The organism is Paraburkholderia ginsengisoli NBRC 100965, assembly GCF_000739735.1.
Taxonomy (GTDB): domain Bacteria; phylum Pseudomonadota; class Gammaproteobacteria; order Burkholderiales; family Burkholderiaceae; genus Paraburkholderia; species Paraburkholderia ginsengisoli.
Map to the genome: position 1 here is coordinate 214,164 of NZ_BBJF01000005.1, position 22,311 is coordinate 236,474.

General features: G+C 62.1%; 18 protein-coding genes and 1 pseudogene. 8 read left to right on the forward strand and 11 right to left on the reverse strand.

Annotated features, from left to right (window positions below; all coding sequences use genetic code 11):
* Window positions 1–16: 16 nt before the first annotated feature.
* Window positions 17–859 carry a DMT family transporter gene (locus BGI01S_RS10230; protein WP_042324935.1) on the reverse strand — a complete coding sequence of 281 codons (843 nt, stop codon included), beginning with the start codon at window positions 857–859 and terminating at the stop codon, window positions 17–19.
* Between the two features lie 123 nt (window positions 860–982).
* Here BGI01S_RS10230 and gcvA point away from each other — a divergent pair, with 123 nt between their 5' ends.
* The 6 genes from gcvA to BGI01S_RS10260 all read left to right on the forward strand — a co-directional run bounded on the left by gcvA (window position 983) and on the right by BGI01S_RS10260 (window position 8,510).
* A complete protein-coding gene (gene gcvA, locus BGI01S_RS10235) occupies window positions 983–1,873 on the forward strand; it encodes a transcriptional regulator GcvA (protein WP_042324937.1) in 891 nt (296 codons plus the stop codon).
* A 140-nt stretch (window positions 1,874–2,013) separates the two neighbouring features.
* Window positions 2,014–3,198 carry a serine hydrolase domain-containing protein gene (locus BGI01S_RS10240; protein ID WP_042324940.1) on the forward strand — a complete coding sequence of 395 codons (1,185 nt, stop codon included), beginning with the start codon at window positions 2,014–2,016 and terminating at the stop codon, window positions 3,196–3,198.
* Window positions 3,199–3,375: 177 nt separating this feature from the next.
* A complete protein-coding gene (locus BGI01S_RS10245) occupies window positions 3,376–4,980 on the forward strand; it encodes an FAD-dependent monooxygenase (protein WP_042324942.1) in 1,605 nt (534 codons plus the stop codon).
* A gap of 338 nt (window positions 4,981–5,318) precedes the next feature.
* The gene (locus tag BGI01S_RS10250; protein ID WP_042324943.1) at window positions 5,319–6,380 is read left to right on the forward strand and encodes a class I SAM-dependent methyltransferase; all 1,062 of its coding nucleotides are present in this window, start codon (window positions 5,319–5,321) and stop codon (window positions 6,378–6,380) included.
* Between the two features lie 686 nt (window positions 6,381–7,066).
* A complete protein-coding gene (locus tag BGI01S_RS10255; RefSeq protein WP_042324945.1) occupies window positions 7,067–7,981 on the forward strand; it encodes a YihY/virulence factor BrkB family protein in 915 nt (304 codons plus the stop codon).
* 328 nt (window positions 7,982–8,309) lie between these two features.
* A complete protein-coding gene (locus BGI01S_RS10260; RefSeq protein ID WP_042324947.1) occupies window positions 8,310–8,510 on the forward strand; it encodes a hypothetical protein in 201 nt (66 codons plus the stop codon).
* 111 nt (window positions 8,511–8,621) lie between these two features.
* On the opposite strand, the gene BGI01S_RS10265 is transcribed toward BGI01S_RS10260, so the two are convergent.
* The 3 genes from BGI01S_RS10265 to BGI01S_RS10275 all read right to left on the reverse strand — a co-directional run bounded on the left by BGI01S_RS10265 (window position 8,622) and on the right by BGI01S_RS10275 (window position 12,135).
* Window positions 8,622–9,053, reverse strand: coding sequence for a DUF3597 domain-containing protein (locus tag BGI01S_RS10265; protein ID WP_042324950.1), 432 nt, complete (start codon window positions 9,051–9,053; stop codon window positions 8,622–8,624).
* 516 nt (window positions 9,054–9,569) lie between these two features.
* On the reverse strand, window positions 9,570–10,817 hold the full coding sequence (locus tag BGI01S_RS10270) for an ABC transporter substrate-binding protein (protein ID WP_042324952.1): 1,248 nt from the start codon (window positions 10,815–10,817) through the stop codon (window positions 9,570–9,572).
* 73 nt (window positions 10,818–10,890) lie between these two features.
* Window positions 10,891–12,135 carry a DUF1479 domain-containing protein gene (locus BGI01S_RS10275; protein ID WP_042324954.1) on the reverse strand — a complete coding sequence of 415 codons (1,245 nt, stop codon included), beginning with the start codon at window positions 12,133–12,135 and terminating at the stop codon, window positions 10,891–10,893.
* Window positions 12,136–12,230: 95 nt separating this feature from the next.
* Between BGI01S_RS10275 and BGI01S_RS10280 the strand changes: the two genes are divergently transcribed.
* On the forward strand, window positions 12,231–13,187 hold the full coding sequence (locus tag BGI01S_RS10280; RefSeq protein WP_042324956.1) for a helix-turn-helix domain-containing protein: 957 nt from the start codon (window positions 12,231–12,233) through the stop codon (window positions 13,185–13,187).
* Between the two features lie 81 nt (window positions 13,188–13,268).
* Here BGI01S_RS10280 and BGI01S_RS10285 read toward each other — a convergent pair whose 3' ends face one another.
* Both BGI01S_RS10285 and BGI01S_RS10290 read right to left on the reverse strand, forming a co-directional pair.
* Complete coding sequence (locus BGI01S_RS10285; protein ID WP_042324958.1) at window positions 13,269–14,234, reverse strand: LLM class oxidoreductase; 966 nt, start codon at window positions 14,232–14,234, stop codon at window positions 13,269–13,271.
* Between the two features lie 70 nt (window positions 14,235–14,304).
* Window positions 14,305–16,671 carry a DNA polymerase II gene (locus tag BGI01S_RS10290; protein WP_042324960.1) on the reverse strand — a complete coding sequence of 789 codons (2,367 nt, stop codon included), beginning with the start codon at window positions 16,669–16,671 and terminating at the stop codon, window positions 14,305–14,307.
* 232 nt (window positions 16,672–16,903) lie between these two features.
* Here BGI01S_RS10290 and BGI01S_RS10295 point away from each other — a divergent pair, with 232 nt between their 5' ends.
* On the forward strand, window positions 16,904–17,329 hold the full coding sequence (locus BGI01S_RS10295; protein WP_042324961.1) for a PRC-barrel domain-containing protein: 426 nt from the start codon (window positions 16,904–16,906) through the stop codon (window positions 17,327–17,329).
* Window positions 17,330–17,534: 205 nt separating this feature from the next.
* On the opposite strand, the gene BGI01S_RS10300 is transcribed toward BGI01S_RS10295, so the two are convergent.
* From BGI01S_RS10300 to BGI01S_RS10315, 5 genes and pseudogenes are all read right to left on the reverse strand, one after another.
* A complete protein-coding gene (locus BGI01S_RS10300) occupies window positions 17,535–18,545 on the reverse strand; it encodes a DUF2891 domain-containing protein (protein ID WP_042324963.1) in 1,011 nt (336 codons plus the stop codon).
* A 10-nt stretch (window positions 18,546–18,555) separates the two neighbouring features.
* Complete coding sequence (locus tag BGI01S_RS10305) at window positions 18,556–19,506, reverse strand: DUF979 domain-containing protein (protein ID WP_042324965.1); 951 nt, start codon at window positions 19,504–19,506, stop codon at window positions 18,556–18,558.
* A complete protein-coding gene (locus tag BGI01S_RS10310) occupies window positions 19,503–20,192 on the reverse strand; it encodes a DUF969 domain-containing protein (RefSeq protein WP_042324967.1) in 690 nt (229 codons plus the stop codon). The genes BGI01S_RS10305 and BGI01S_RS10310 overlap by 4 nt, the downstream gene beginning before the upstream one ends.
* Before the next feature lie 322 nt (window positions 20,193–20,514).
* Window positions 20,515–20,661, reverse strand: a pseudogene (locus BGI01S_RS30145) (FAD-dependent oxidoreductase); the annotation flags it as partial.
* Between the two features lie 181 nt (window positions 20,662–20,842).
* Complete coding sequence (locus BGI01S_RS10315; protein WP_042324969.1) at window positions 20,843–22,294, reverse strand: aspartate aminotransferase family protein; 1,452 nt, start codon at window positions 22,292–22,294, stop codon at window positions 20,843–20,845.
* Window positions 22,295–22,311 lie beyond the last annotated feature (17 nt).

Consider the following 22,311-nt stretch of genomic DNA (forward strand, 5'->3'; position numbering starts at 1 on the left):
TAAGCGCCGGGAACTGTCAAAGCCCGAGGCAAACCGCTCCGGCCGCAATGACCATACAGGCGAGCCAGCGCGTTCCACTGACCGTTTCCCGCAGAAACACCCGCCCGATCAGCACCGCGAACACGACGCTGGTCTCGCGCAACGCCGACACCGCGCCCATCGCGCCCGACTGCAGCGCCCAGATCACGATGCCATACGCGGCTATCGACACCACGCCGCCGGCCAGTGACGATCCGACCGATAGCGGCTCGGCACGTATCGGTCTCCATAGCGGCCCGAGTCCGCGCATCGCGACGAACAGCACCGGCATCAGCCAATAGAACAGGAACATCCACGCGGTGTAGCTGAGCGGCTGGCCATCGGACAATCTCACGCCGATGCCATCGATCACCGTGTAGACCGCGATCGTCGCGCCGGTCGTCAGCGCGGCCAGCGCACCGGCGAGCGACACGTGACGCCCCTGCAGCGCGATTGCGATGATGCCGCCCGATATCATCGCGATCCCGAGAGCGTGCAGCGGACCAACCGCCTCATGCGCGAAGAGCGCAGCGCCGAGCGTGACAAGCAGTGGCGATGAACCTCGCGCGATCGGATAGGCGAGCGCCAGGTCGTTGCGGCGATACGACCGCACGAGGCTCACGTTGTAGAAGATATGCACGAGCCCCGATGCGACGATGTACGGCCAGGCGGCGCGCGCGGGCCAAGGACTGAACAGGACGACGAGTGTGGAGACCGCCGCGATGGCGATGCTCATCCACGTCATGGACAGGAACCGATCGCGGTTGCCGTGGAGCATCGCGTTCCAACTGGCGTGGAGCATGGCGGCAAAGAGCACGATACCGCCGGTAAAACTGAGCATGTGGGTTTCGGACTGGAAGGACGGTGGGAGACATCATTAGCGGCGCGATAAGAAGGATAACTATCTTGTAGCGGGGCAGCAAACCAGACAAATTGACGAATCGCGTTAGAAAAACTCTTGCAAATGAAACGGGTATTGCCCCCGCTCAATGCGTTGCGGGCCTTCGAGGCAGCGGGCCGTCTCGGCAGTTTCAAGGAAGCCGCTGCGGAATTGCACGTGACTCACGGTGCGGTGAGCCAGCACGTGCGCCTGCTCGAAGGGTGGCTCGGCGCATCGTTGTTCGAACGGCACAACCGGCGCGTGGAGCTGACGTCGGCGGCGAAGGCCTATCTTGACGAAATCGGCCCGCTGTTCGACAAGCTCTCGCAGGCAACTGCCCGATACGGCATACCTGAACCGGTCGCCCGCACGCTGTCCGTGAACGCGCCCGCGACATTCACGTTGCGCTGGCTGGTGGCAAGGCTGGCGAAATTCCGCGCCGAGCATCCCGACGTCGAGGTCAGGGTGGACACGTCGAACGGGCCGTTGGAGAGTCTCAAAGAAAGCTACGACATCATCATCCGGGGTGGTCCGGACACGTTCTACGGCTACTCGATGCGACCTTTCCTCTCCGAGGAGAGGCTTCCGGTGTGCAGTCCGGCGCTTTTGCAGCGAGTGCCGCTTCGAGCGCCGGACGACTTGCAACAACACACGCTGCTGCACACATCGAGTCTCCCGCGGCTTTGGCCCGACTGGCTGGCGAGCGCACAAATTTCCGCGCTGAGGCCGGCTGCCACGTTGACCTTCGACCACTTCTATCTGACCTTGCAGGCTGCCATCGACGGTATCGGCATCGCGATGGGGCCGACCGCGCTGGTCTCCGACGATCTCGCCTCCGGCCGGCTTGTCACCCCGTTCGCCGGTCCTCGTCTGCCGTCGCGCAGCTATTGCACTTACGTCGCTGATGAGAAGCCTGGCGATGAAATGATCGGGCTGTTCCGTTCATGGCTCGAACGCGAGGGGATGGGTTCATGAACGGAGACGGCCGCGAGGGGAAGCGGCAAAGCAGCGATAGCCGTGCGAACGGATGTAGCCCTTTCGACAGACGGGTTAATGGCGATCGCGGCCAGGCCTCTCCTAACATGTCGGCTTGACCGATCACGACGGAGCCCTCTATGCCTTCCACTTCAGCATCGTCATTGCAGCAGCCGTCCGCCGATGCCGCGCTCGCCGAGCGCGTCGATGCGGTGTTGTCCCGCGCGCTCGACGCGCAGCGTCTCGTCGGTGCGGTCGTGCTGATCGCGCGCGACGGACAGCTCGTCTATCACCGCGCGGCCGGATTCGCGGACCGCGAATCGCGCACGCCCATGCGCGAGGACACGCTGTTCAGGCTCGCGTCGGTGACGAAGCCGATCGTCTCGACGGTTGCAATGGTGCTGGTGGCGCAACGCAAACTGTCGCTCGACGATGACGTCACACGCTGGCTGCCCGATTTCCGCCCGAGCCTTGCGGACGGACGCGTGCCGGCGATCACCGTGCGTCAGCTGCTGACGCACACAGCGGGCCTCGGCTATCGCTTCGCGGAAGCCGACGCGAACGGGCCGTATGCGCGTGCGGGCATCTCGGACGGACTCGACGGCGCAGCCATCACGCTTGTCGAAAACGTGCGGCGGATCGCGAGTGCGCCGCTGTTGTACGCGCCGGGCACAAGCTGGAACTACTCAGTCGCGCTCGACGTGACCGGCGCACTGATCGAAGCGGTCTGCGGCGTGCCCCTCGCCGAAGCTGTCGATGTGCTCGTGCTCCGCCCGCTCGGCGCTCGCGACACGGCCTTCGTCGTGGTCGATCCCGCGCGGCTCGCGACACCGTATGTGAACGACACGCCGCAGCCGCACCGGCTCGCCGAGAACGAGACCGTCGCTGTCCTCGAGGGGACCGCGGGTGTCACGTACTCGCCGGCGCGCGCGCTCGACACGCACGCATTTGCGTCGGGCGGTGCGGGGATGGTAGGCAGCGCGAGCGACGTGCTGCACGTGCTGGACACGCTGCGCGCGGGCGGCGGCGCGCTGCTGCCTGCCGCCTTTGTGGACGAGATGGGACGCGTGCAGACCGGCGACCTCGAATTGCCGGACCGGCCCGGCGTCGGCTTCGGGATCGGCTTTTCGGTGCTGCGCGATCCGCATGCGGCGGCGTCGCCGGAATCTGTTGGGACGTGGCGCTGGGGTGGGGTCTACGGCCACTCGTGGTTTGTCGATCGCGCACGCGGACTGACCGTCGTGTCGCTGTCGAACACGCTCTATGAAGGCATGAACGGGCAATACACGATCGATCTGCGCGATGCTGTTTACGGCGCCGGGTGACTTGCAAGCCGGAAGCCATGAGCGTTCAAAGCAGCGGCCCAGCCACGCCTACGACTCCACGATTGGCACGACGAAAGAAGGCCGGTCCGCATTAGTATCTCGTTGTGCACACTCGTCGATTTCTCTCCATGCGCGTCCGTCTCGCGCGGCTGCGCAACGACCTGTCAGGAGCAAGATATGGAAGACGTGGACGTACTGGTCGTTGGCGCCGGCCCGGTCGGCTTGCTGCTGGGCACCGAGTTGCAACGCGATGGCGCGGCGGTAACGGTGATCGACAGCATGCCGGGCAGAGGATTTTTCTGTAAAGCGCTCGGCGTCACCGCACGCACGCTCGAGATTTTCGACGATCTCGGTATCGTCGATCGAGCCATCGACGCGGGTACCTGGCTCACCGGTGTCGAAACGTGGGTCGACGGCTCGATGGTAGCGGCGCGCTCGATGCGCGTGCCGGAGAAGGGCTTGCCCTACGGCTCGCTTTCGCTTGCGCAGTACGAGACGGAGCGGCTGCTCGAAGCAGCGCTCGCGGAGCATGGCGGTCGAGTGAACTACGGCTATACGCTGGACAGCTTCACCGGGAACGGCGACGCTGTCGATGCGTTTCTGACCGGGCCGCAAGGTGAGGCGCTCGCTGTGCGTTGCAAATGGCTGGTCGGGTGTGACGGAGCGCACAGCAAGGTCCGTTCGGGATTGGGCCTGGGCTTCGAAGGCGAGCAGTATCCGCAGACTTTTGCGCTCGTCGATGTCGATGTGGACTGGTCGTATCCGCGCGGGCCGATGTACCGGTTCGAATGGACCGATGCCGCGCGGGCGAAAGCAAGTGTGGCCGCCGTGCCCGTTCGCGGTTCCGCGAAGCGCTATCGACTCTCGATGATCGTGCCCGACGAACATGCGTCTTCGCTCACCAGCGTCGGAGCGCCGGACTTCGCCACGATGTGCGGCCTGTTATTGCCATCACTGCCCGAGGGCACGCAGCTATCGTCGATGCGATGGTCGTCGGTCTACCGCGTGAGCCATCGCATCGCGTCCGCTTATGGGCACGGCAGGGCGTTCATTGCCGGCGATGCCGCGCACATTCATCCGCCAGTGGGCGGCCAGGGCATGAACACGGGCCTGCAGGACGCACACAATCTCGCGTGGAAACTGGCGCACGTCGTGAAGGGGCTGACGGGTCCTGCATTGCTCGACAGCTATCTGGCGGAACGGCATCCGGTCGGCGTCGACGTCGTCAAGGCGACAAGCGCGGCACTCAACGCGGTGCTCGCGCGGCAGGCAGCGAATCCGGCGATGCGTGAGACCCAACTGCTGATTACCTATCGTGGCAGCCCGATCGTTTCCGATCTTTGTCCTGACGCCGATCCCGCTGCTCCCGCCGCTGGCGACCGGGCGCCCGACGCGCATTCGCTGACACAACGATTCGTTGGCCACGCCAGGCGACTTCATGAGTACGTGGGCCGGGGAAAACATACGCTCGTGGGTTATGTGGACGCGGCAGAGCAATATGATGCGTTCGTCGACGGGTGCCGGGCTCTGTCGACGGCATTGCCCGACGCTGTATCGGCATTGCTCGTCACGGCTGCGGGCTGCGATGTGCCTGCTTCTGAATTCATGTCGACCGTGACGGACGCATCGGGCGACTTCGCGGCCACGTATCGAGCGAAGGGCGGTGCTGCATGGATTGTCAGGCCGGACGGCTATATCGGATGGAGAAGTGCGGAGTGTTCGGGGGCTGCGATCGGAAGCTGGCTGGAGCGGCTAAGCAGGCCGATAAGCCAGACAAGTTAGACATGCCGGTTTGCGTGCATCGGCGTTCGAGTGACCATCCGGCAATAAACCGTGAGTCGTGACATCGCGAACCGCATTCACGCGAGTCCGCCGCGAGTCGCAGCGAGGCACTGTTCGCATCAAATGTATGAAACGCATCAGAACATAACCGCGTCCGAACATCGATGATGCCCATAGCCGCGACCCCATCGAGGCCATCCCCACTATCTTTCAGAATACGTCGCCACGCCTATACTTTTCCTTGCTGAGCGAGCGTCACGAAAGCTGAATGCATTTATCCATTCCTGTCCTTCGCACCGGCTTGCCGATCTCTTCCAGTCAGAAACAGGAGGCAAGTCATGCAATTTGACGAGCAGAAGGTACAGGACTTCATGGGACGGATGGTCGGTGAATTCGGCGCGGTCGCCTCGGCGCCGCTGATCGCATTGGGCGACCGTCTTGGCCTTTACAAGGCGATGTCCGAGCAGGGATGGATGACCTCGACCGATGTTGCCGAGCGCGCCGGGCTCGCGGAACGTTACGTGCGTGAATGGTTGGCGGCACAGGCAGCGTCCGGCTTCATTCGTTACGACGCAGCCGCCGGCAAATACCAGCTCGAAAACGAAATGGCGATGTGTTTCGCCGTAGAGACGAGTCCCGCGTTTATCCCGGGCTTCTGCGATTGCGCCGAAGCCATGTTCCGCGATCTACCCAAACTGGAAGCGGCCTTCCGCACGGGGCTCGGTGTCGGCTGGCACCAGCACTATCCATCGCTATTCAAGGGCACCGAGCGGTTCTTCAGGCCCGGCTACGCGCTGCATCTCATCAGCGAATGGATTCCCGCTCTGGATGGCGTGGAAGCGAAACTGAAGGCCGGTGATGCACAGGTGGCGGACGTGGGATGCGGGCACGGTGTGTCGACGATACTCATGGCGCAGGCTTATCCGAAGGCGACGTTCGTCGGCTTTGACTACCATGAGCCGTCAGTGCAGCGAGCGCGCGAAGCGGCGCAAGAGGCGCATGTGTCGGATCGCGTCCGCTTCGAGGTCGCGTCGGCCAAGGAATTTCCGGGCACCGGTTATGACTTCGTCGCGTTCTTCGATTGCCTTCATGACATGGGCGATCCGGTTGGCGCAGCGGCGCACGTGATCAAAACATTGAAACCGGACGGTACGTGGATGATCGTCGAACCGTTCGCGAACGACAGACTCGAAGACAACCTCAACCCTATCGGGCGAATCTACTACTCGGCGTCGACGATGATCTGCACTGCCGCGTCGCTCGCTCAGGAAGGGAAAATGGGCTTGGGCGCACAGGCAGGTGAAGCCCGGCTCAGGGATGTGGTGACGACGGGTGGCTTTACGCGTTTTCGTCGGGCGCACGAGACGCCTTTCAATCTCGTGCTCGAGGCACGGCCGTGATGTCAGGTTGAACGGTCTGCTTTGGCTGAATGACACGCTTCCCAGTCCACGGCGGTTGTCGTGTCATTTATGCAGTTTCTCGCGAAGCGACTGAACGTCATTCGCGGTGACCGGCTGCGCGTCGTTGCCCCATGAAGCACGAATCCACGACAACGCGGCTGCCATCTGCGCATTCGTGAGCGTTCCACAGTGCGAGGATGTGCGAAGCCTGCACGCGCGTCGGGAGAAGCGCGCTTTGGCTTTGGATAGGCGCGGCGTTTGCCGGCAACGCCAGTTCGCAGGCACTCGCGATCGCAAGCTTGGGCAGGCGCGCATGCAGGCGTGCCGTCTGTGCCGGGCTTCCGGGTTCGAGGGGATAGGCTTGGCCGGTTTCCAGTCTGCGGCGACGCAAGTAGGTGACAAGCAATCGTCTCCGTGCGCGATCTATACCCGAGCGCGCGAGACACGCGCGATATTCCATGTTGGGCGGCACGGTGCTTGCGCACTACTAACGTCGGCATCGGTGCGCGCTGTGTGGAAGACGGTGCAAAAAGGGCGATGGAAGACGTGAAGGCATAGCGCAACGATGGCGGCATTGCGCGGATTTTTTGGAGCCCGCGACTACGCGATCGCTATGTGCACGCTAATTGTCGAATAGACGATGCCACGACTGGCTCGTCGATTTGCGCGACGTTCGGAGTTCGATTGTGAGTGAAACGACCCCGGCCCAAAGGGCCCAGCATGGCCGGATCGGCAATGTATCAGGTGTGGCCGTCACCGCGGTCCGGCAGTTCATTGCGGACCGGTGCACGACTCTATCGGCCAGCATCGGATTTTATGCGGCGTTTTCTTTGGCGCCGACGTTGTTGATCGTCCTTACCGTCGCCGGCTGGTTTTTCGGTGAGACGGCCGCTCGCGGCAAACTGTTCGCGCAGGTGCATGACATCCTCGGCACCGAGGCCGCGGGTGCCATGCAGGCGGTGGTCGAGAACGCACACCATGCGAGTGGCGGCGGGCTGGCAGCAGTGCTTTCGACTTTGCTGCTGGTAGTTGGCGCGTCCGCGACATTCAGTTCGTTGAACACGGCGCTCGATGTGATCTTCGCCGCCAAGCCACAAAGCGGAGTGGCGGGGCTTGCCTTGATAGTGCGGGCACGACTGATCTCATTCGGCCTCGTGCTCGGAGTCGGATTTCTGCTGGTCGTTTCGCTCGTGCTAGACACGGCGATTACGTATGTCGGGCAACGGATATTCGGCGAATCGCCATTGGTGATTGCCGCTCAGATCGCGCAAACGGTCTTGGGCATCATTGTGCTGTCTGCTGCTTTTACAGCGATGTTGCGCTGGCTGCCGGACGTCCATGTCCCGTTTCGCCATGCGCTGGCGGGGGGCATCGTATCGGCTGTTTTCTTCACCGTGGGGCGGCGGCTGTTCGGACTTTATCTCGCGCATGCCGGCACGGCCAATTCGTTCGGCGCGGCCGGCTCGCTTGCCGTGCTGATGATGTGGCTTTATTTCTCCGCCGCAGTGTTTCTACTCGGCGCGGAGATCGCTGCCGCGATGGATAAAAACCATCAGAAGCCAGCCGACAAATCGCCGGTCGTGGGAGAGCCTCGCCGGTGACTTTCTTATCGAGCGACAACGTGAGAGCTTCATACGCGACGCCTTGAACGGATGCGCAGCAGGAAGAAGCGTTGCAGTCGATCGGTCTATCGGCACGGCTCTGACTACGTAGGCCGATAAGCGCCAGCGAGAAAAATCGTATTCCCGAGCAACGCACGCGCAATCGCAGGCACAGGTCTATTCCGTTGCGTTGCTGCACACGCCACGCGAGAGCGGCGTGCGGGCGGCGCTGTCTTGCGTGGCGGGCATGCGCGTCGGGTACGTTACATGCGAGACGCGTTGATGGACGGCATCCCGCCTAATCCGCACTTTGACAACCGAGGGCAGTATGTTGAACTTCATCACCGATCAGTACTGGGAATGGGTGAGCTTTTTTCCGATGCTCTTTAGCGAAGCGCAGAGCGCTGGCGGTAGCGAGGTGGGGTCCAGCAAGGAGTTCGACCGGACGACTTCATTGACAGCGCAAGTGGTCGTGCGAAAGCCGCTGCGCCGGACCATCCAATATGACCGGTCGAGGAAGCATCTCTAATCGAAGCGAAATCGGGCGATCACAATGCGTGCTTCAATAATTCGCTTTATGAGAGGGACTACGGCCCGGCTAAGCCGGGCCGCACGAAGCGACATTCGTGGCGCAGGCACGTTAGTTTTTCAGATTCGCCGGCACCTTGCCGCCGTTAGCTTCGAGTTGCTTCATCACTTCCCTATGAAGCCAGACGTTCATCTGCGCGGAGTCATTCGTGTCACCTGAATAATGAAGCTCCCGAGCGAGTTCCTTGCGCGAGTCGAGGCTGCTGTCGAGACCCACCAGTTTCAACAGGTCGACGATGGATGTTTGCCAGTTGAGCGGTTCTCCATGATTCGCTGCGAGTCCGCTGAGGACCGCTTCCACGTCGACGACCGGTGGTGCTGAAGCAGGTGTTTGCGTGGGCGCGGCCGGCGCAGATGCCGCTCCAGATGTAGGGGTGGCTGCGGCAGGTGCCCTCGCGCCGGCGGCCGGCGCGGCCTGCGCTTGCTGATTCGCCGGATGATCCGACGGAAAGATTTTCGACAGAATGGTTCCGAAAAAGCTCATGATCGATGCTCCAAAGAGAGGTGGCAGAGGAACGGACGCGGGAAGGGCCCGTGCTGTTTCTGCGCAAGCGTTGCGCCTGAGGATCTGCTACATCACTGACGCATCCGAAAAGAGCGCCATTAATCTCGATTCAACGGACCCGGCGAGGGTGTCGAATCGCGCGATTCGACACATCGGGCAAGATTGCTGACAATCGGCGGACGACGTCGCCTTTTGAGACCTGGGTTCATACGCGTCGTCTGCCGAGTAAAGCTATTTCCAATATCCGCTTTTGTATTGGCGCGCGGCTCGTCAGCAGATTAGCCTCGGCCCGCTTCCGCTGAAGTTACATGGAACATTGATTAATAAAGGGGACCTTGAGCGCCGCGATCTGCAACAAAAAAAAGCCCGCTCGACGGCGGGCCAAATCCATATCCATCGAGACATGGAGGAGACGTCCTTCAACCCTATCTCACACCTCACCAATGGCCTTGCATAGACGCCTGATCTTCGTGAGGTAGGGTCGGAAGCTCACACCTATTTGATCTTCGCCGCAGCGGCAAGCTTGCGCACTCCGTCTTGCGGGTCTTCATTCGAGTTCATGAAGTTCGTGACGACATCGGTAATCGCGCCCTGGGTGGCCGACGACTGAACATCGCCGAAGGCCAGCGACGGAAAGAAAGAGTTGGATTTAATCGTCGATTGTTCATCCGCGTGCGATTTCTTGGCGCAGGCGTCGAACTTGTCCATGGGGACATCTTGCCGGACAGGAATTGAGCCCTTGTAGAGACTGAACTGTTCCTGGAAATCGACGGACATGATTGTTTTGGCAAGCGCAAGCTGGCCGGGAGTCGCGTCTTTTTTGCCGTTCTGCTGGAAGAACACGAACGAGTCCACCGTGTAGGTGAAGGCGTTCGCCGTACCGGGCGCAGCCGTGCAGACATAGTCGACGTCGGCCCTCTTGTTCGCATTCGCGAACTCGCCTTTCGCCCAGTCGCCCATGAACTGCATGCCACCCGATCCGTTAATGACCATTGCCGTCGCGAGATTCCAGTCGCGACCCGCGGAGCCTTTGTCGAAGTAACCTTGAATTCTCCGCACAATCTGGAACACCTGCAACATCTGAGGCGAGGTGAGTGTTTTCTGGTCGAGATCGATCATGGCCTTGCGATAGAAATCCGCGCCCTGCGACAGCACGACCGCCTCCCAGATGGTCATGTCTTGCCATGGCTGGCCGCCGCGCGCCACGGGCGTAATGCCCGCAGCGCGGAACTTGTCGGCGAGCGCGAAGAACTCCGGCCACGTCGTCGGCGCCTTACCTCCGACTTTATCGAGGTTGGCTTTGTTGATCCACAGCCAGTTGATTCGGTGTATTGAGAATGGCGCGGCCACATAGTGGCCATCAGACTTCATGGTCTTGTTGATTTGCGCTGGCAGCTGGGCTTTCCAGTCGGTCGCCGATTTATCTATATCGACCAGCACGCCTTGATCGGCCCAGTCCTGTATCAACGGCCCCTTGATCTGTGCAGCCGACGGTGCATTGCCTGACATGACTTGTGTCTTCAGCGCAGTCATGGCAGCCGCGCCTGCTCCTCCGGCGACGGCGAAGTCTTTCCACTCGTAGCCCTGTTTATTCATGTCGTCCTTAAGCACTCTGACCGCCTTCGATTCGCCGCCCGAGGTCCACCAGTGCAACACGGAAAGCGACTCGGCGGCACTTACGACGGGTGCGCCTGTGGCGAGTGCCGCTGCGACGATTGCAACTGACATGAGTGTTCTTTTCATTGCTGTCTCCGTTGGTTTTCTTGGTGAATCACCAGACGGACGCACGCCATGATGGCGTGCGTCGGGGTCGTGCTTACAGATCGAAGCCGAGTTGGGCTTTACCGAGGGGCGTCAAATCGTCGGCGGTAGCCCGTCCGACAAAGTCAACTTCGAAGTGGTCCGCCGGGAAGTCAGGCGGGCTCCTGCCTTCAAGAAAGCTGGGCAACTGGCGCCTGAGGTATTCGTCGTTTTTGGCACACGCCGGCGCAGACGGGATATACATCACGTTGCTGTAGCCCGCGCCGCGGTGCGCGTCTTCCACGGCGTGGATCACATCGCTGTGCCAGAACACGGTGTCGCCCGCCTGCATGTGCGGAATCGATGACAGCGCGTCGAAAAGCGGCGCATGAAATTCAGGCTTGATGGACAGCGCGCGGCCAGGCATTGCACCGCACAGGTCGTCTTCGGCGACATCGTCCTGAAGGGCGCGCAACAGGATATAAGCCATCGAATTCGCAATCGGCACGAGTTGCAGCGTGCCGTCGCCCGGGCCTTGCGGCGTCAACGCGGTCCACCCCTGGAATGTGCGGAACATCGAGCACACTGCGGGCGACGCGATCTCTTCGACGTCTGGCCGGAACGCGGCGTCGAACGGATCGTATTGACGCCAGTTGCCATCGAATACATGCCGGTACACCTTGCGGAAGTGACCCTCGATCCACCGTTCGACCGATCCGCCGTCGCAATGCGCGGACAAGCCCAATGACTCGGAACCGGGTGGACGCCGACGCATCCGGTCCGCGTAAACCGGCACGCGCTCCGGATCGAAATGGACTCGGCCTTCACTCTCGGTGCGCCACAACCGGTTCAGAAACACGCGTGCCGCAGTGAGCGATGGCGCCTGACGAGCGAGGACCTGGGGCTTCGACCAGTACACGCCGTAAATTTGCGGCTTGCTCGATGCGAGCTGGCCAAAGTATTTGTCTTCGGCGCGGTTCTTCAGGCGCGTGTCCAGATCGTTGCGCTCGACGTACTCCGCGATATCGTGGTCCCAGCGTTCCACCAGCGCGCGGTCGAACACATTGCGGATCACACACGCCCCGCGCGTTTTCACGAGTTCGATCTGCTCTGCGCTCACGCGCTGTTCCGCGATGTCGGAGAACTGGATTTCGGGGATGACGTTTTCGCCTCGATCGCGTTGCGCGGCAATTCTGCCGGCTTCGGCGCGGATCGCTTCGTCCACTTCGGCGAAGACCTCACGATAGTTCGGAAGTCGTTCGCGAAGCTCCTGTTTGGCCTGCCGGATGGCTGCCGGCAAATCGTCGATGATGAGTGCCATGGTCGTCTCCTTGTGGGTTCTGCTATGTCCGCAGCATAGGCTGATCGTGCCCACAAAAGTGATACCATCCAGCCAATTACTTTGCGGCTTCTGCCATGAAACCAGCATACGAACGCGTCGAATTCGGCGATGACTGCTCGGTCAGGGTTTACCACCGGCGTCTGCCGCGCATTCCGTTCGAGTGGCATCACCATCCGGAATACGAATTGACCCTGACGCTGAACAGTCACGGCAAACGCTATATCGGAGATTCGATTGCGGACTATGTAGACGAAGACCTGGTTCTCGTGCCGCCGAATCTTCCCCACACGTGGGCGTCGAATCGCTCGATTGACCCGGCATCTCCTCAGGTTGCCATCGTGATCTGGTTCGGCGGCGACTGGGCGCGGCGGCTTGCGGATGTCTGCCCGGAATATGCGCCTTTGCGTAACCTGTTGCGCCGTGCGGCCTGCGGGCTGGCATTCAGTCCGGAGGTCGGCGCAGCGCTGCACGCTCAGGCCGACAGACTGCTGTCCAATGCCCCGCGTGAACGCCTTGCTGTAGCGCTCAATGTTCTGTGCACGCTAGCGGAAGCGCCCGGCGAGCCGCTCGCTTCGCCGACTGCGTTTAGCGACCGGACGGAGGGGCCGTCGGGCCACGAACCGGAACGTATCAATCGCGTGCTCTCCATGATCGATCTGCGCTTCGCTGAACCGCTGCGTTTATCCGAACTATGCGAGGCCGCCAATGTGTCGGAACGTTCTCTGGCCCGTTACTTCGAGCAGCACATTGGAGAGAGCGTTGGGCGATACATCGCGCGGGTCAGGATTGGACACGCCTGCCGAATGCTCGCGCATACCTCCACCCCCGTTTCCGTCGTCGCAGCCCGCTCCGGATTTCCGAACGTGGCCAACTTCAACCGGCAGTTCAAGGCGCTGAAGGAATTGACACCCGCTGCTTATCGCAAGCAGTTTGCGGCCGGCGATATCGTGGAGACAAACGCCAGTCCGCGGATCAACGAACGGTCGCCTTCGTTGCAACGGAACCCGCGGCTACCGAAATCGATTGCGTGACGCGCGCAGACGGCTCCAGACGCAGGATGGATGCTGGCCGATTTGACTGGCCGCGCTGGCAAGAGCGGCCCCTTATTAAAGCTATCGCGCCAGATGGAAGCGCGGCAATACCTCGCTCGCGAGTTCCTCGATTACCTCGACGACCGGGCGCTCGGCCGCGAGATTGAACGTCACGTGATGAGTTCCGCCCGCGCGCATGTCGTCGAGGATGCTAATCAGCGCGTGCCGTCCGGCTCGATAGCCGAGTGTCACGGGCTGTGCCGGTTCATGCGGATCGCCGCTGAGGTCGAGTCGCATCGCCACGCCGAATGCGCGGAACGCGGTGGGTGCCGCGCGTTCGACGGCGGCGCGCCACATGCTGTAACGCGCGCGCTGCGCATCGGGCTCGCGATGATAGGTCATCCACCCAAGCGAGTGCCGCGCGATCCAGTCGACGCTCTGGCCGCCCGAACCCACGGCAAGCAACGGCACGCTGTCCGCGCTGTCGGGCAGGAGCTGGAAAGTCGGCGCACCTTCCGGCGCGCGCTCGGGAATCACGCGCGACGGCTTGCCGAGCGCCGCCGCCAACGTGTCCCAATGGCTGCGGTACAGTTCGCGCCGCTCATCGGATTCGCGGCCGAAGGCGGCGTATTCCGGCGGACGGTCGCCCGATCCCAGCCCCAGAATGAAACGGCCATGACTCAGCATGTTCACGGACAGCGCCGCCTTGGCGATATGCAGCGGATGGCGCAGCGTCAGCACGATCGCACCGCTCGCGAGCGCGATACGTTGCGTGTGTGTCGCGAGTGGACCGAGCAACACCCACGGGTCGAGATGGCCGACCGGGTCCGGATAGTCCGCGCTGTTCAGCGGCACGTCGCGTACCCACAGCGCGCGGAAGCCGCGTTCGTCGGCGAGTCGCGCGAGCGCCAGCTGCTCGTCGAAATCGGCGACGATGGTGCCGGCGCGCAAGAGCGGCAGCGTGAGTCCGAGGCTGAGTGCATCGTTTGCAAACACTCGGTTCACTGTGTTTTGCGCGTAATCCTGTTGCCCGTTTACTGTTGCCAACTGTCGACTCCTTCGTGAGGCCGTTACGCGTGACTGTTCCTCCCGCATCAGGGCCGATGCTAGCACCGCGTCAGAACAACTGTCTTTGCCCCGACATCAGCGTCGTGAAGTCATCGCGCAGCAACGGCAGAATGGCGTCGGCGACGGGCTGCAATTGCCGCGTCAGATAGTGCTCGTAATCGATCGCCGAGCGCAGCGTCTCCAGCGGTTCGGGTCCGGCGACCGTCATCACGTAGCTGATCCAGCCGCCGTTCTGGTATTGCAGCGGGCGTCCCTGGCTGCGATTGAACTCATCCGCGACGCGCGCCGCGCGCACATGCGGCGGCACGTTGCGCTCGTATTCGCCGAGCGCCCGGCGCAGGCGCTTGCGATACACGAGTCGATCGTCGAGCCTGCCTTCGAGCATGTCGCGTACATAGTCGCGCACGTAATCCTGATACGGTTGTTGCCGGAAAATGCGCCCGTATAGCTCCTGCTGAAACTGCTGCGCAAGCGGCGTCCAATCCGTGCGCACCGTTTCGAGTCCTTTATAGACGATCTCGTCGCGGCCGTCCGGCAGGATGGTGAGCCCGGCGTAGCGTTTCTTGCTGCCTTCCTCGGCACCGCGAATCGTCGGCATGAAAAAGCGCCGATAGTGCCGCTCGAATTGCAATTCCAGCGCGCTGTCGAGTTCGAATCGCGCGTGCAGATTCTGCCGCCACCACGCGTTGATATGCTCGACCAGCGCGCGGCCGATGCGGCCGGCTTCTTCCTCGCTGTGCGCGTGCTTCAGCCAGACGAAGGTCGAATCGGTGTCGCCGTAGATGACCTCGTAGCCTTCGGCCTGAATCAGTTCGCGCGTGGCGTGCATGATTTCGTGGCCGCGCATCGTGATCGACGACGCGAGACGCGGGTCGAAGAAGCGGCAGCCGGTGGAACCGAGCACGCCGTAGAACGCGTTCATGATGATCTTCAGCGCTTGCGAAAGGGGTGCGTTGCGCTCGCGTTTGGCGGCCTCGCGGCTTTGCCATACTTGCGCGACGATCGACGGCAGGCAATGGCGCGTGCGCGAAAAGCGTGCGCCGAGAAAGCCCGGCACCGAGTGCTCGTCGGTGGGATCGAGCATGCCTTCGACGAGACCGAGCGGGTCGATCAGAAAGGTGCGAATGATCGACGGATATAGGCTCTTGTAGTCGAGCACGAGCACCGAATCGTAGAGGCCGGGGCGCGAGTCCATCACGAAGCCGCCGGGGCTCGCGGCGCCCGCGACGTCGCCGAGATTGGGCGCGACATAGCCTTGCCGGTGCATGCGCGGCATGTACAGATGCGTGAACGCCGCCACCGAGCCGCCGCTGCGATCCGCGGGCAGGCCGGTCACGGATGCACGTTCCAGCAGAAACGGCAGCAGTTCGGTTTTCGCGAAGATGCGCGTGACCAGCTCGCAATCCTTCAGGTTGTATTGCGCGAGCGCGGGCTTGTCCTCGTCGAAGCGGCGCTGGATTTCGTCCATGCGCTGATAGGGATTGTCGATGGCCTTGCCTTCGCCCAACACCGAGCGCGAGACGTGTTCGAGACTGAACGACGGAAAGCTCCACGTTGCGGAGCGCAGCGCCTCGATCCCGTCGATGATCAACCGTCCCGCCGCGCCGGCAAAGAAGTGATTGCGCGTGAGTCCATGTTCACGCCACTCCATGACTGCGCCGCCACGGCCGAGCCGCAACGGTACGCGATATTGTTCGGCATGCTGCTGCAACACGCGCAGATCGAACTGCACGAGATTCCAGCCGATGATCGCATCGGGGTCGTGCCGCTCCATCCACAGGTTCAGTTTTTCGAGCAACTGTGCGCGCGTTTCGCAGTATTCGAGCGCGAAGTCGAGCGCGGTCGCGTCGCCGTTCGGCGGTCCGAGCATGTACACCTGGCGTTGTCCGCAGCCTTCGAGCGCGATCGAGTAGAGCTCGGCGTGCGCGCTGGTTTCGATGTCGAGCGAGACCAGCTTCAACGGTGGACGATAACCGGTGGCCGGCTTCAATTCGCCGTTCAAGAGCGGCCCGCTGCGCTGCGGCTCGCCGCCGAACCACACCGGCGCGGTAATGAAGCGCTCCATCATGTAGCGCTCGGGCGGGAAGATGTCGGCTTCGTAGACATCGACGCCGCCTTGCTTCAGGCGCTTTTCGAAGCCTGTCAATTGCCGGTGCTGCGGGCAATAAAGTCCCATCACGGGACGATGGTGGAAGTCGCGCAACTCGAGCGCACGAAGATCGAGCGGCATGTCGCGACGCAGGATCGTTTCGGCGCGCTCGCGATGTTCGACGGGGATGAACGCGACGGACGGCTGAGGGCGCAGGCGGATATGACGGGGCCCGCTGTCTGTAGCCAGCCAGAAATCGATTTCCGTGCCGGCGGGCGTGTCCCGCCAATGTCGGGTCAAAATGAAACCCTGTTCGAGCTCAGTCAAACTTCCACCTTTAAACGGGCATCATCGCCTCGCGCGATTTTACCGCCATGCGTGCCGACAGCGGGGCCGATGCATGAGGCGTGCAACCTTCAGGCGTTGAGATCAGGCGCTGGCATTCGGGCGCAGCCCACTCTGACTGCAGCGACGCGGCGCAGTCTGTATGATCGTGCTGCAGCGATTCCTTCGGCGCAATCCGCGCCGGTCAAGTCCACAAAAGAACGGAGTGAACGAGATGACGTTGGGCAAACTTGTTGTCGTAGTCGCGGTAGCTGCAACCAGCCTGAGTGCTCAGGCGCAAGTCGCCGGCACGCAACCGCTGAGTGTGACGGTCGAGCAGTCCACGGCGCTGCTGAATGGCTGGAGCGTGAAGAAGAGCATTCTCGGCAAGGCCGTCTACAACGACCAGAACGAAAAGATCGGTACGGTCCGCGATCTGGTGGTCGCGCCCGACGGTTCGCTGTCCGCCGCGATCGTTTCCGCTGGCGGCTTTCTCGGCGTGGCGTCGCATGACGTTGCGGTGCCGATCGCCGCGCTCGATATTCACGAGGGTAATTTCTATCTGGCCGGCGCGACCAAGGCCGCGTTGAAAGCGACCCCGCAGTTCCAGTACAACAAGGTGCAGTCGCCGCCAAAGCCGAAGAAGCTGACGCAGCAGTGATGCAATGGGCCGGCTGATTCACCGGCCCGTTTGCGATTGAGCGACGAGCGGCTCCTGATCGAGCCGCCGATCAAACAGCGGCGCCGTGGCGTGAACCGGTTGAAGTAGTACAAACCGGTTTGCGTTGCGGTGCCGTTGTTTCATGGTTCTCGGACTATGCGAAAAAGGCGTGCGAAAAAGGCCCTTAAATAAGGCCTCAAATCAATCAAGCCTCCAGCGCCAGCGTCGCGAACGTACCCAGCCAATGCTCACCCATATAGTCGCCGGCCACATGCGGCAGCGCGCTTTGCAGATGACGCTCGGCGCTATCGATCAGCATTGTCCGGCGAATGTCGCCGGCAGGCAGCGAACGCGCGAGCGAACGCTGGCACCACGCGCGACTCAGATTCAGGCCGTCCAGATGCGCGATCTTGCCGTCGGACCGGTCGGTCACGGTGACCGGTTCGAACAGCGTGGCCGGCTTTTTCGCGCCGAGATCCGGCAGGAAGCGCCCGAACCAGTCGACGAATTGCGCGGACGGCAACACGCGCCGCATCAACTCTGCTTCCATCAGCGAAGGCGACAGGAACTCGTCGCCGGCCGGCTCCCATGCCTGACACGCGACGTCGTTCAGAAACCAGCGCTCGGCCGTGTTGACGAGCAGCGCTTCGAGCGAATCGCGTGAAGTTTGCCGCGCGAAATCCAGCGTGAGCGCCAGCGCGAACGCCATGTTGAAATGCGTGCCGACCCGCAGCGGGTAAGTCGCTTTCGGCAGGAATTCCTCGAAGCGTTCAACGAAGGCTTCGGTGAGCGGTGCAAAAGTTTTCGACCAGCGCACCGCATCTGCGAGCTTCAGCGAATTCAGTTGCGCGCTGAGCGCCAGCAGCCAGGCCCAACCATACGGCCGTTCGAAACCGCGATTGTGCGGCAGGTCGAGATACGCGAGTTCGCCGGCCACGTTGGCGGCCGTGAAATGCTCGTCGACCACTGCAACGATGCGCGCGGCCTCGGGAAGATCGGGGAAGCGCTCCAGCAGATGCAGGATCAGCCAGTAGCCATGCACGCACGAATGCCAGTCGTAGCTGCCGTAGAAGATGGGGTGCAACGCGCGCGGACCTTGCACGTCCTGCGGCCCGGCAAGCGCATGCGTGAGCTTGTTCGGATACTCGCGCGTGAGGTGAGCGAGCGCAAGATTGGCGAATTTCGACGCGAGTTCGCGAGTGAGTTGGACGGTCATCGGCGGCTCCTCAGAAGCGGAATACGAGCAGGTACAACAGTATGGTGTTGACGATCAACAATAGTAAAGCGGTCGGCCATTGCGCCTTGATCACGCCGTTCTGATCTTTCAGCTCCAGCAGCGCGGCCGGCACGATATTGAAGTTCGCGGCCATCGGCGTCATCAAGGTGCCGCAGAAACCGCACAGCATGCCTATTGCGCCCAGAATCGCGGGGTTGCCGTTGAACTGATGCACGATCAACGGCAGACCGATGCCCGCCGTCATCACCGGGAACGCGGCGAACGCGTTGCCCATGATCATCGTGAAGAGCGCCATCCCGAACGTATAAGCGGCGACCACGGCGAACGCGGAGTCGACCGGAATCCACGTTTTGACGAGATCCGACACCACGTGTCCCACGCCGGCGATTGCGAACAGCGCGCCGAGCGCGGCCAGCATCTGCGGCAGAATCGCGGCCCAGCCGACGGTGTCCATCGTCTGCCGCGCGTCCTTGAGCGCGTGCACCGGCGAGTCGCGCAGCATGAACAGCGCGGTGCCGAACGCGACCAGCGTGCCCAGCACCAGCGAAATCAGCGTGACGTTCTTCGTTTCGACGAACGGTGCGTACTTCAGCGTCAGCGTGCCGAGCAGCGTAATGACGGGAATCAGCAGCGCGGGAATGAAGAGCCGGTTGCCGAAGCACTGCGCGTTGGCTTCACGGCGTGCCGCGGCCGCTTCGCTATTGCTGTCGTTGCGGCCTTTGCCGAGCTTGCCGGAACCGGCGATCAATGCGAGCGCGATTGCGAGGCAGCCCATCACGAAGTGCGGCAGTTCTCCGCCGAACATGAAGGTGATCGCGTAGATGCCCCAGAACAGAAAATTGACGACGCGGCGCGGATTCGAACGGTCTTGCAGGTTGAACAGCGCGAAAGCGGCAAACATCAAACCGGCCAGCACATAGGGAGATTCGAGTTTGATCATCGCGCGGCGCCCCGGCCCAATGTGTTCATCTTGTGCGACAGATTACGGTCGAGCAGCATCAGCCGAACCATGTGAATCACGAGCGCGGCAATCGCGGTGGGAATCGCCCACACCGACACCTGCAGCGGTTCGACCACAATGCCGTTCTGTTCGAGAAAGCCCTTGATCAGCAGGATCGATTGAATCGCGATGAAGATGTCTTCGCCGAAGAACACCGCGATGTTGTCGACCGCCGAAGCGTTCGCGCGAATCTGTTGACGCACCGCGTCGGGCAATTCGCCATAGCGATTCGCGGCGGCAGCTTCGGCCATCGGCGCGATCAGCGGACGCACCATCTGCGCGTGACCGCCGAGCGACGTGAGTCCGAGCGCGGCCGTGATCTGACGGATCACGAAATACAGCATCAGCACGCGTCCGGTGGTGGCGGCGTGCAGGCGCGAAATCAGATGGCGCGCCTGTTCTTTCAGGCCGTTGCGTTCGAGCAGTGCGATCACCGGCAGCGTGAGCCAGATCAGACCCATGTAGCGGTTATCCGCGAACGCCTTGCCGAACGCGCTGACGATCTCCACCGGATGCAGGCCGCCGGCCACACCGGTGGCGACTCCCGCAATCGTCACGACGAGTAGCGCATTGAAGCGCAATGCGAAGCCGAGTACCACGATCGGCACGCCGATTAGCACCCACATCTGGGTCTCCTTGTTCGTCTGGTCTCTGTCTGGTCGGTGGCCGCCTCGCATCCGTGTACCGGTTCGCCGGTTCGTCGGTTGATGAGGCTGCCAGGCGACGGAATCTAACACGATAAATTATCGATAAATAGTCAGTAAATTAAGTTTGTCGGGTAAACGCCAGGAACAGGGTGAAGGGCAGAAGGAAACGGGGAGGTGCGTGCGGCCCGGTTGCGATTGCGCCGGCCGTGAAGGGACAACAAGCGTTAAAAACGTGAGAGACGTTCGAACGGAAGAGGCGCGACGACCGCTGCGCCGCGCGATGCAAACGCGTGAGCGGCGTCTAGAACAACTCCATCACCCGGTGATACAGCATCCCGAGTTCGAGCACCGGCCCGCGCAACGCCGGGCCGCCAGGAAAGCGCGCATGCGTTAACCGCGCGAACAGATCGAAAGCCGCCGTGTCGCCGGCCAGCGCTTGCGCGACCATTGGCGCGGAGAGTCTGGGTGTTCATCAAGGCAGGTCCTTCATCCGGGAGTCGATCCGGAACGCGTCGATCGCGAGCTTGAGCATGAGCACGCGCGAGGGCGGGGCCGCGTAGTGTAGCGCCGCCGGAAACTCGCGGTGATCAATCTCGCCGGCCACCTCGAAGCACGCAACAGACCGTGCGTCACGCGATGCCGAGCTGGCGCGCGGTGGCATCGATCGCGGTCTTGGCTTTCGACACGAGCTCGTCGATTTCCAGCTTGCTGATCACGAGCGGCGGCGAGAGGAGCATCCGGTCGCCGCTCGCGCGCATGATCAGATTGCCGTTGAAGCAGAAGTCGCGGCAGATCGTGCCGACCTCGCCGCCATTGGCGAAGCGTGTGCGCGTCGCCGGATCGCGCGCCAGTTGCAGACCGGCCACCAGCCCCGCGCCCGCAATCTCGCCGACGATCGGATGGCCGGCGAACGTGTCGCGCAGCTTCTTCTGGAAGTACGGACCGGTGTCGGTCTTGACGCGCTCGACGATCTTCTCGTCGCGCAGCAGCGTCAGATTGGCGAGTGCGACCGCTGCCGCCACCGGATGCCCGGAATAGGTGAGGCCGTGATTGAAGTCGCCGTTCTCGATGATCGCTTTGGCGACACGATCGTGCAAGCCGACCGCGCCCATCGGTACATAGCCGCTCGTCAGCCCCTTGGCGAGCGTGATCAGGTCCGGCTCGAAGCCGAAGTGCTGATGCGCGAACCATTCGCCGGTACGACCAAAGCCGCCGATCACTTCGTCGGCGACCAGCAGAATGTCGTACTTGCGGCAGATGCGTTGAATCTCCGGCCAATAGGTCGAAGCCGGAAAGATCACGCCGCCCGCCCCCTGGAAAGGCTCACCGATAAACGCGGCCACGTTGTCCGCGCCAAGTTCGAGGATCTTCGCTTCCAGTTGCCGCGCGCGAGCCAGCGCGAATTCTTCGGGCGTCAGATTGCCTTGCGCTTCGCCGAAGAAATACGGTTGATCGATATGCACGATATTCTCGACTTTCGAGGGCATCTGTTCATGCATATAGTCCATGCCGCCCAGCGTGCCGCCCGCGATCGTCGAACCGTGATAGCCGTTCTTGCGCGAGATGACGAACTTCTTCGCGTGCTGCCGTTGCGTCGCCCAGTATTGATGGACGATGCGCAGCACGGTGTCGTTGCCCTCCGAACCGCTGTTGCAGTAGAAGAAGTGATTGAACGGTTCAGGCGTCAGTTGCGCGAGCAATGCCGACAGTTCGATCACCGGCGGATGCGTGGTCTTGAAGAAAGTGTTGTAGTAGGGCAGTTCCTGCATTTGCCGGTACGCGGCGTCGGCGAGTTCCTTGCGGCCATAACCGACGTTTACGCACCAGAGACCGGCCATGCCGTCGATGATCCTGTTGCCGTCCGAGTCCCACAGATACACGCCTTGCGCTTTGACGATCACGCGGCTGCCGCTGCGATTGAGCGAACCCATATCCGAAAACGGATGAATGTGATGGGCGGCGTCGAGTGCACGGTATTCGGCAGTGCTGCGCGACGCGCTGGATGCGGCCGGTACGCTCGCGGCGGACTGCGCCGCTTGAGCGGGTTGCACGTAGGCGACTTCTTCGGTTCTGTAGCTCATACTGCCTCCGGTTTCTT

Coding starts and splice junctions, on each gene's coding strand:
- BGI01S_RS10230 (WP_042324935.1), bottom strand. CDS start 859: ATGCTCAGTTTTACCGGCGGTATCGTGCTCTTTGCCGCCATGCTCCAC.
- gcvA (WP_042324937.1), top strand. CDS start 983: ATGAAACGGGTATTGCCCCCGCTCAATGCGTTGCGGGCCTTCGAGGCA.
- BGI01S_RS10240 (WP_042324940.1), top strand. CDS start 2,014: ATGCCTTCCACTTCAGCATCGTCATTGCAGCAGCCGTCCGCCGATGCC.
- BGI01S_RS10245 (WP_042324942.1), top strand. CDS start 3,376: ATGGAAGACGTGGACGTACTGGTCGTTGGCGCCGGCCCGGTCGGCTTG.
- BGI01S_RS10250 (WP_042324943.1), top strand. CDS start 5,319: ATGCAATTTGACGAGCAGAAGGTACAGGACTTCATGGGACGGATGGTC.
- BGI01S_RS10260 (WP_042324947.1), top strand. CDS start 8,310: ATGTTGAACTTCATCACCGATCAGTACTGGGAATGGGTGAGCTTTTTT.
- BGI01S_RS10265 (WP_042324950.1), bottom strand. CDS start 9,053: ATGAGCTTTTTCGGAACCATTCTGTCGAAAATCTTTCCGTCGGATCAT.
- BGI01S_RS10270 (WP_042324952.1), bottom strand. CDS start 10,817: ATGAAAAGAACACTCATGTCAGTTGCAATCGTCGCAGCGGCACTCGCC.
- BGI01S_RS10275 (WP_042324954.1), bottom strand. CDS start 12,135: ATGGCACTCATCATCGACGATTTGCCGGCAGCCATCCGGCAGGCCAAA.
- BGI01S_RS10280 (WP_042324956.1), top strand. CDS start 12,231: ATGAAACCAGCATACGAACGCGTCGAATTCGGCGATGACTGCTCGGTC.
- BGI01S_RS10295 (WP_042324961.1), top strand. CDS start 16,904: ATGACGTTGGGCAAACTTGTTGTCGTAGTCGCGGTAGCTGCAACCAGC.
- BGI01S_RS10300 (WP_042324963.1), bottom strand. CDS start 18,545: ATGACCGTCCAACTCACTCGCGAACTCGCGTCGAAATTCGCCAATCTT.
- BGI01S_RS10305 (WP_042324965.1), bottom strand. CDS start 19,506: ATGATCAAACTCGAATCTCCCTATGTGCTGGCCGGTTTGATGTTTGCC.
- BGI01S_RS10310 (WP_042324967.1), bottom strand. CDS start 20,192: ATGTGGGTGCTAATCGGCGTGCCGATCGTGGTACTCGGCTTCGCATTG.
- BGI01S_RS10315 (WP_042324969.1), bottom strand. CDS start 22,294: ATGAGCTACAGAACCGAAGAAGTCGCCTACGTGCAACCCGCTCAAGCG.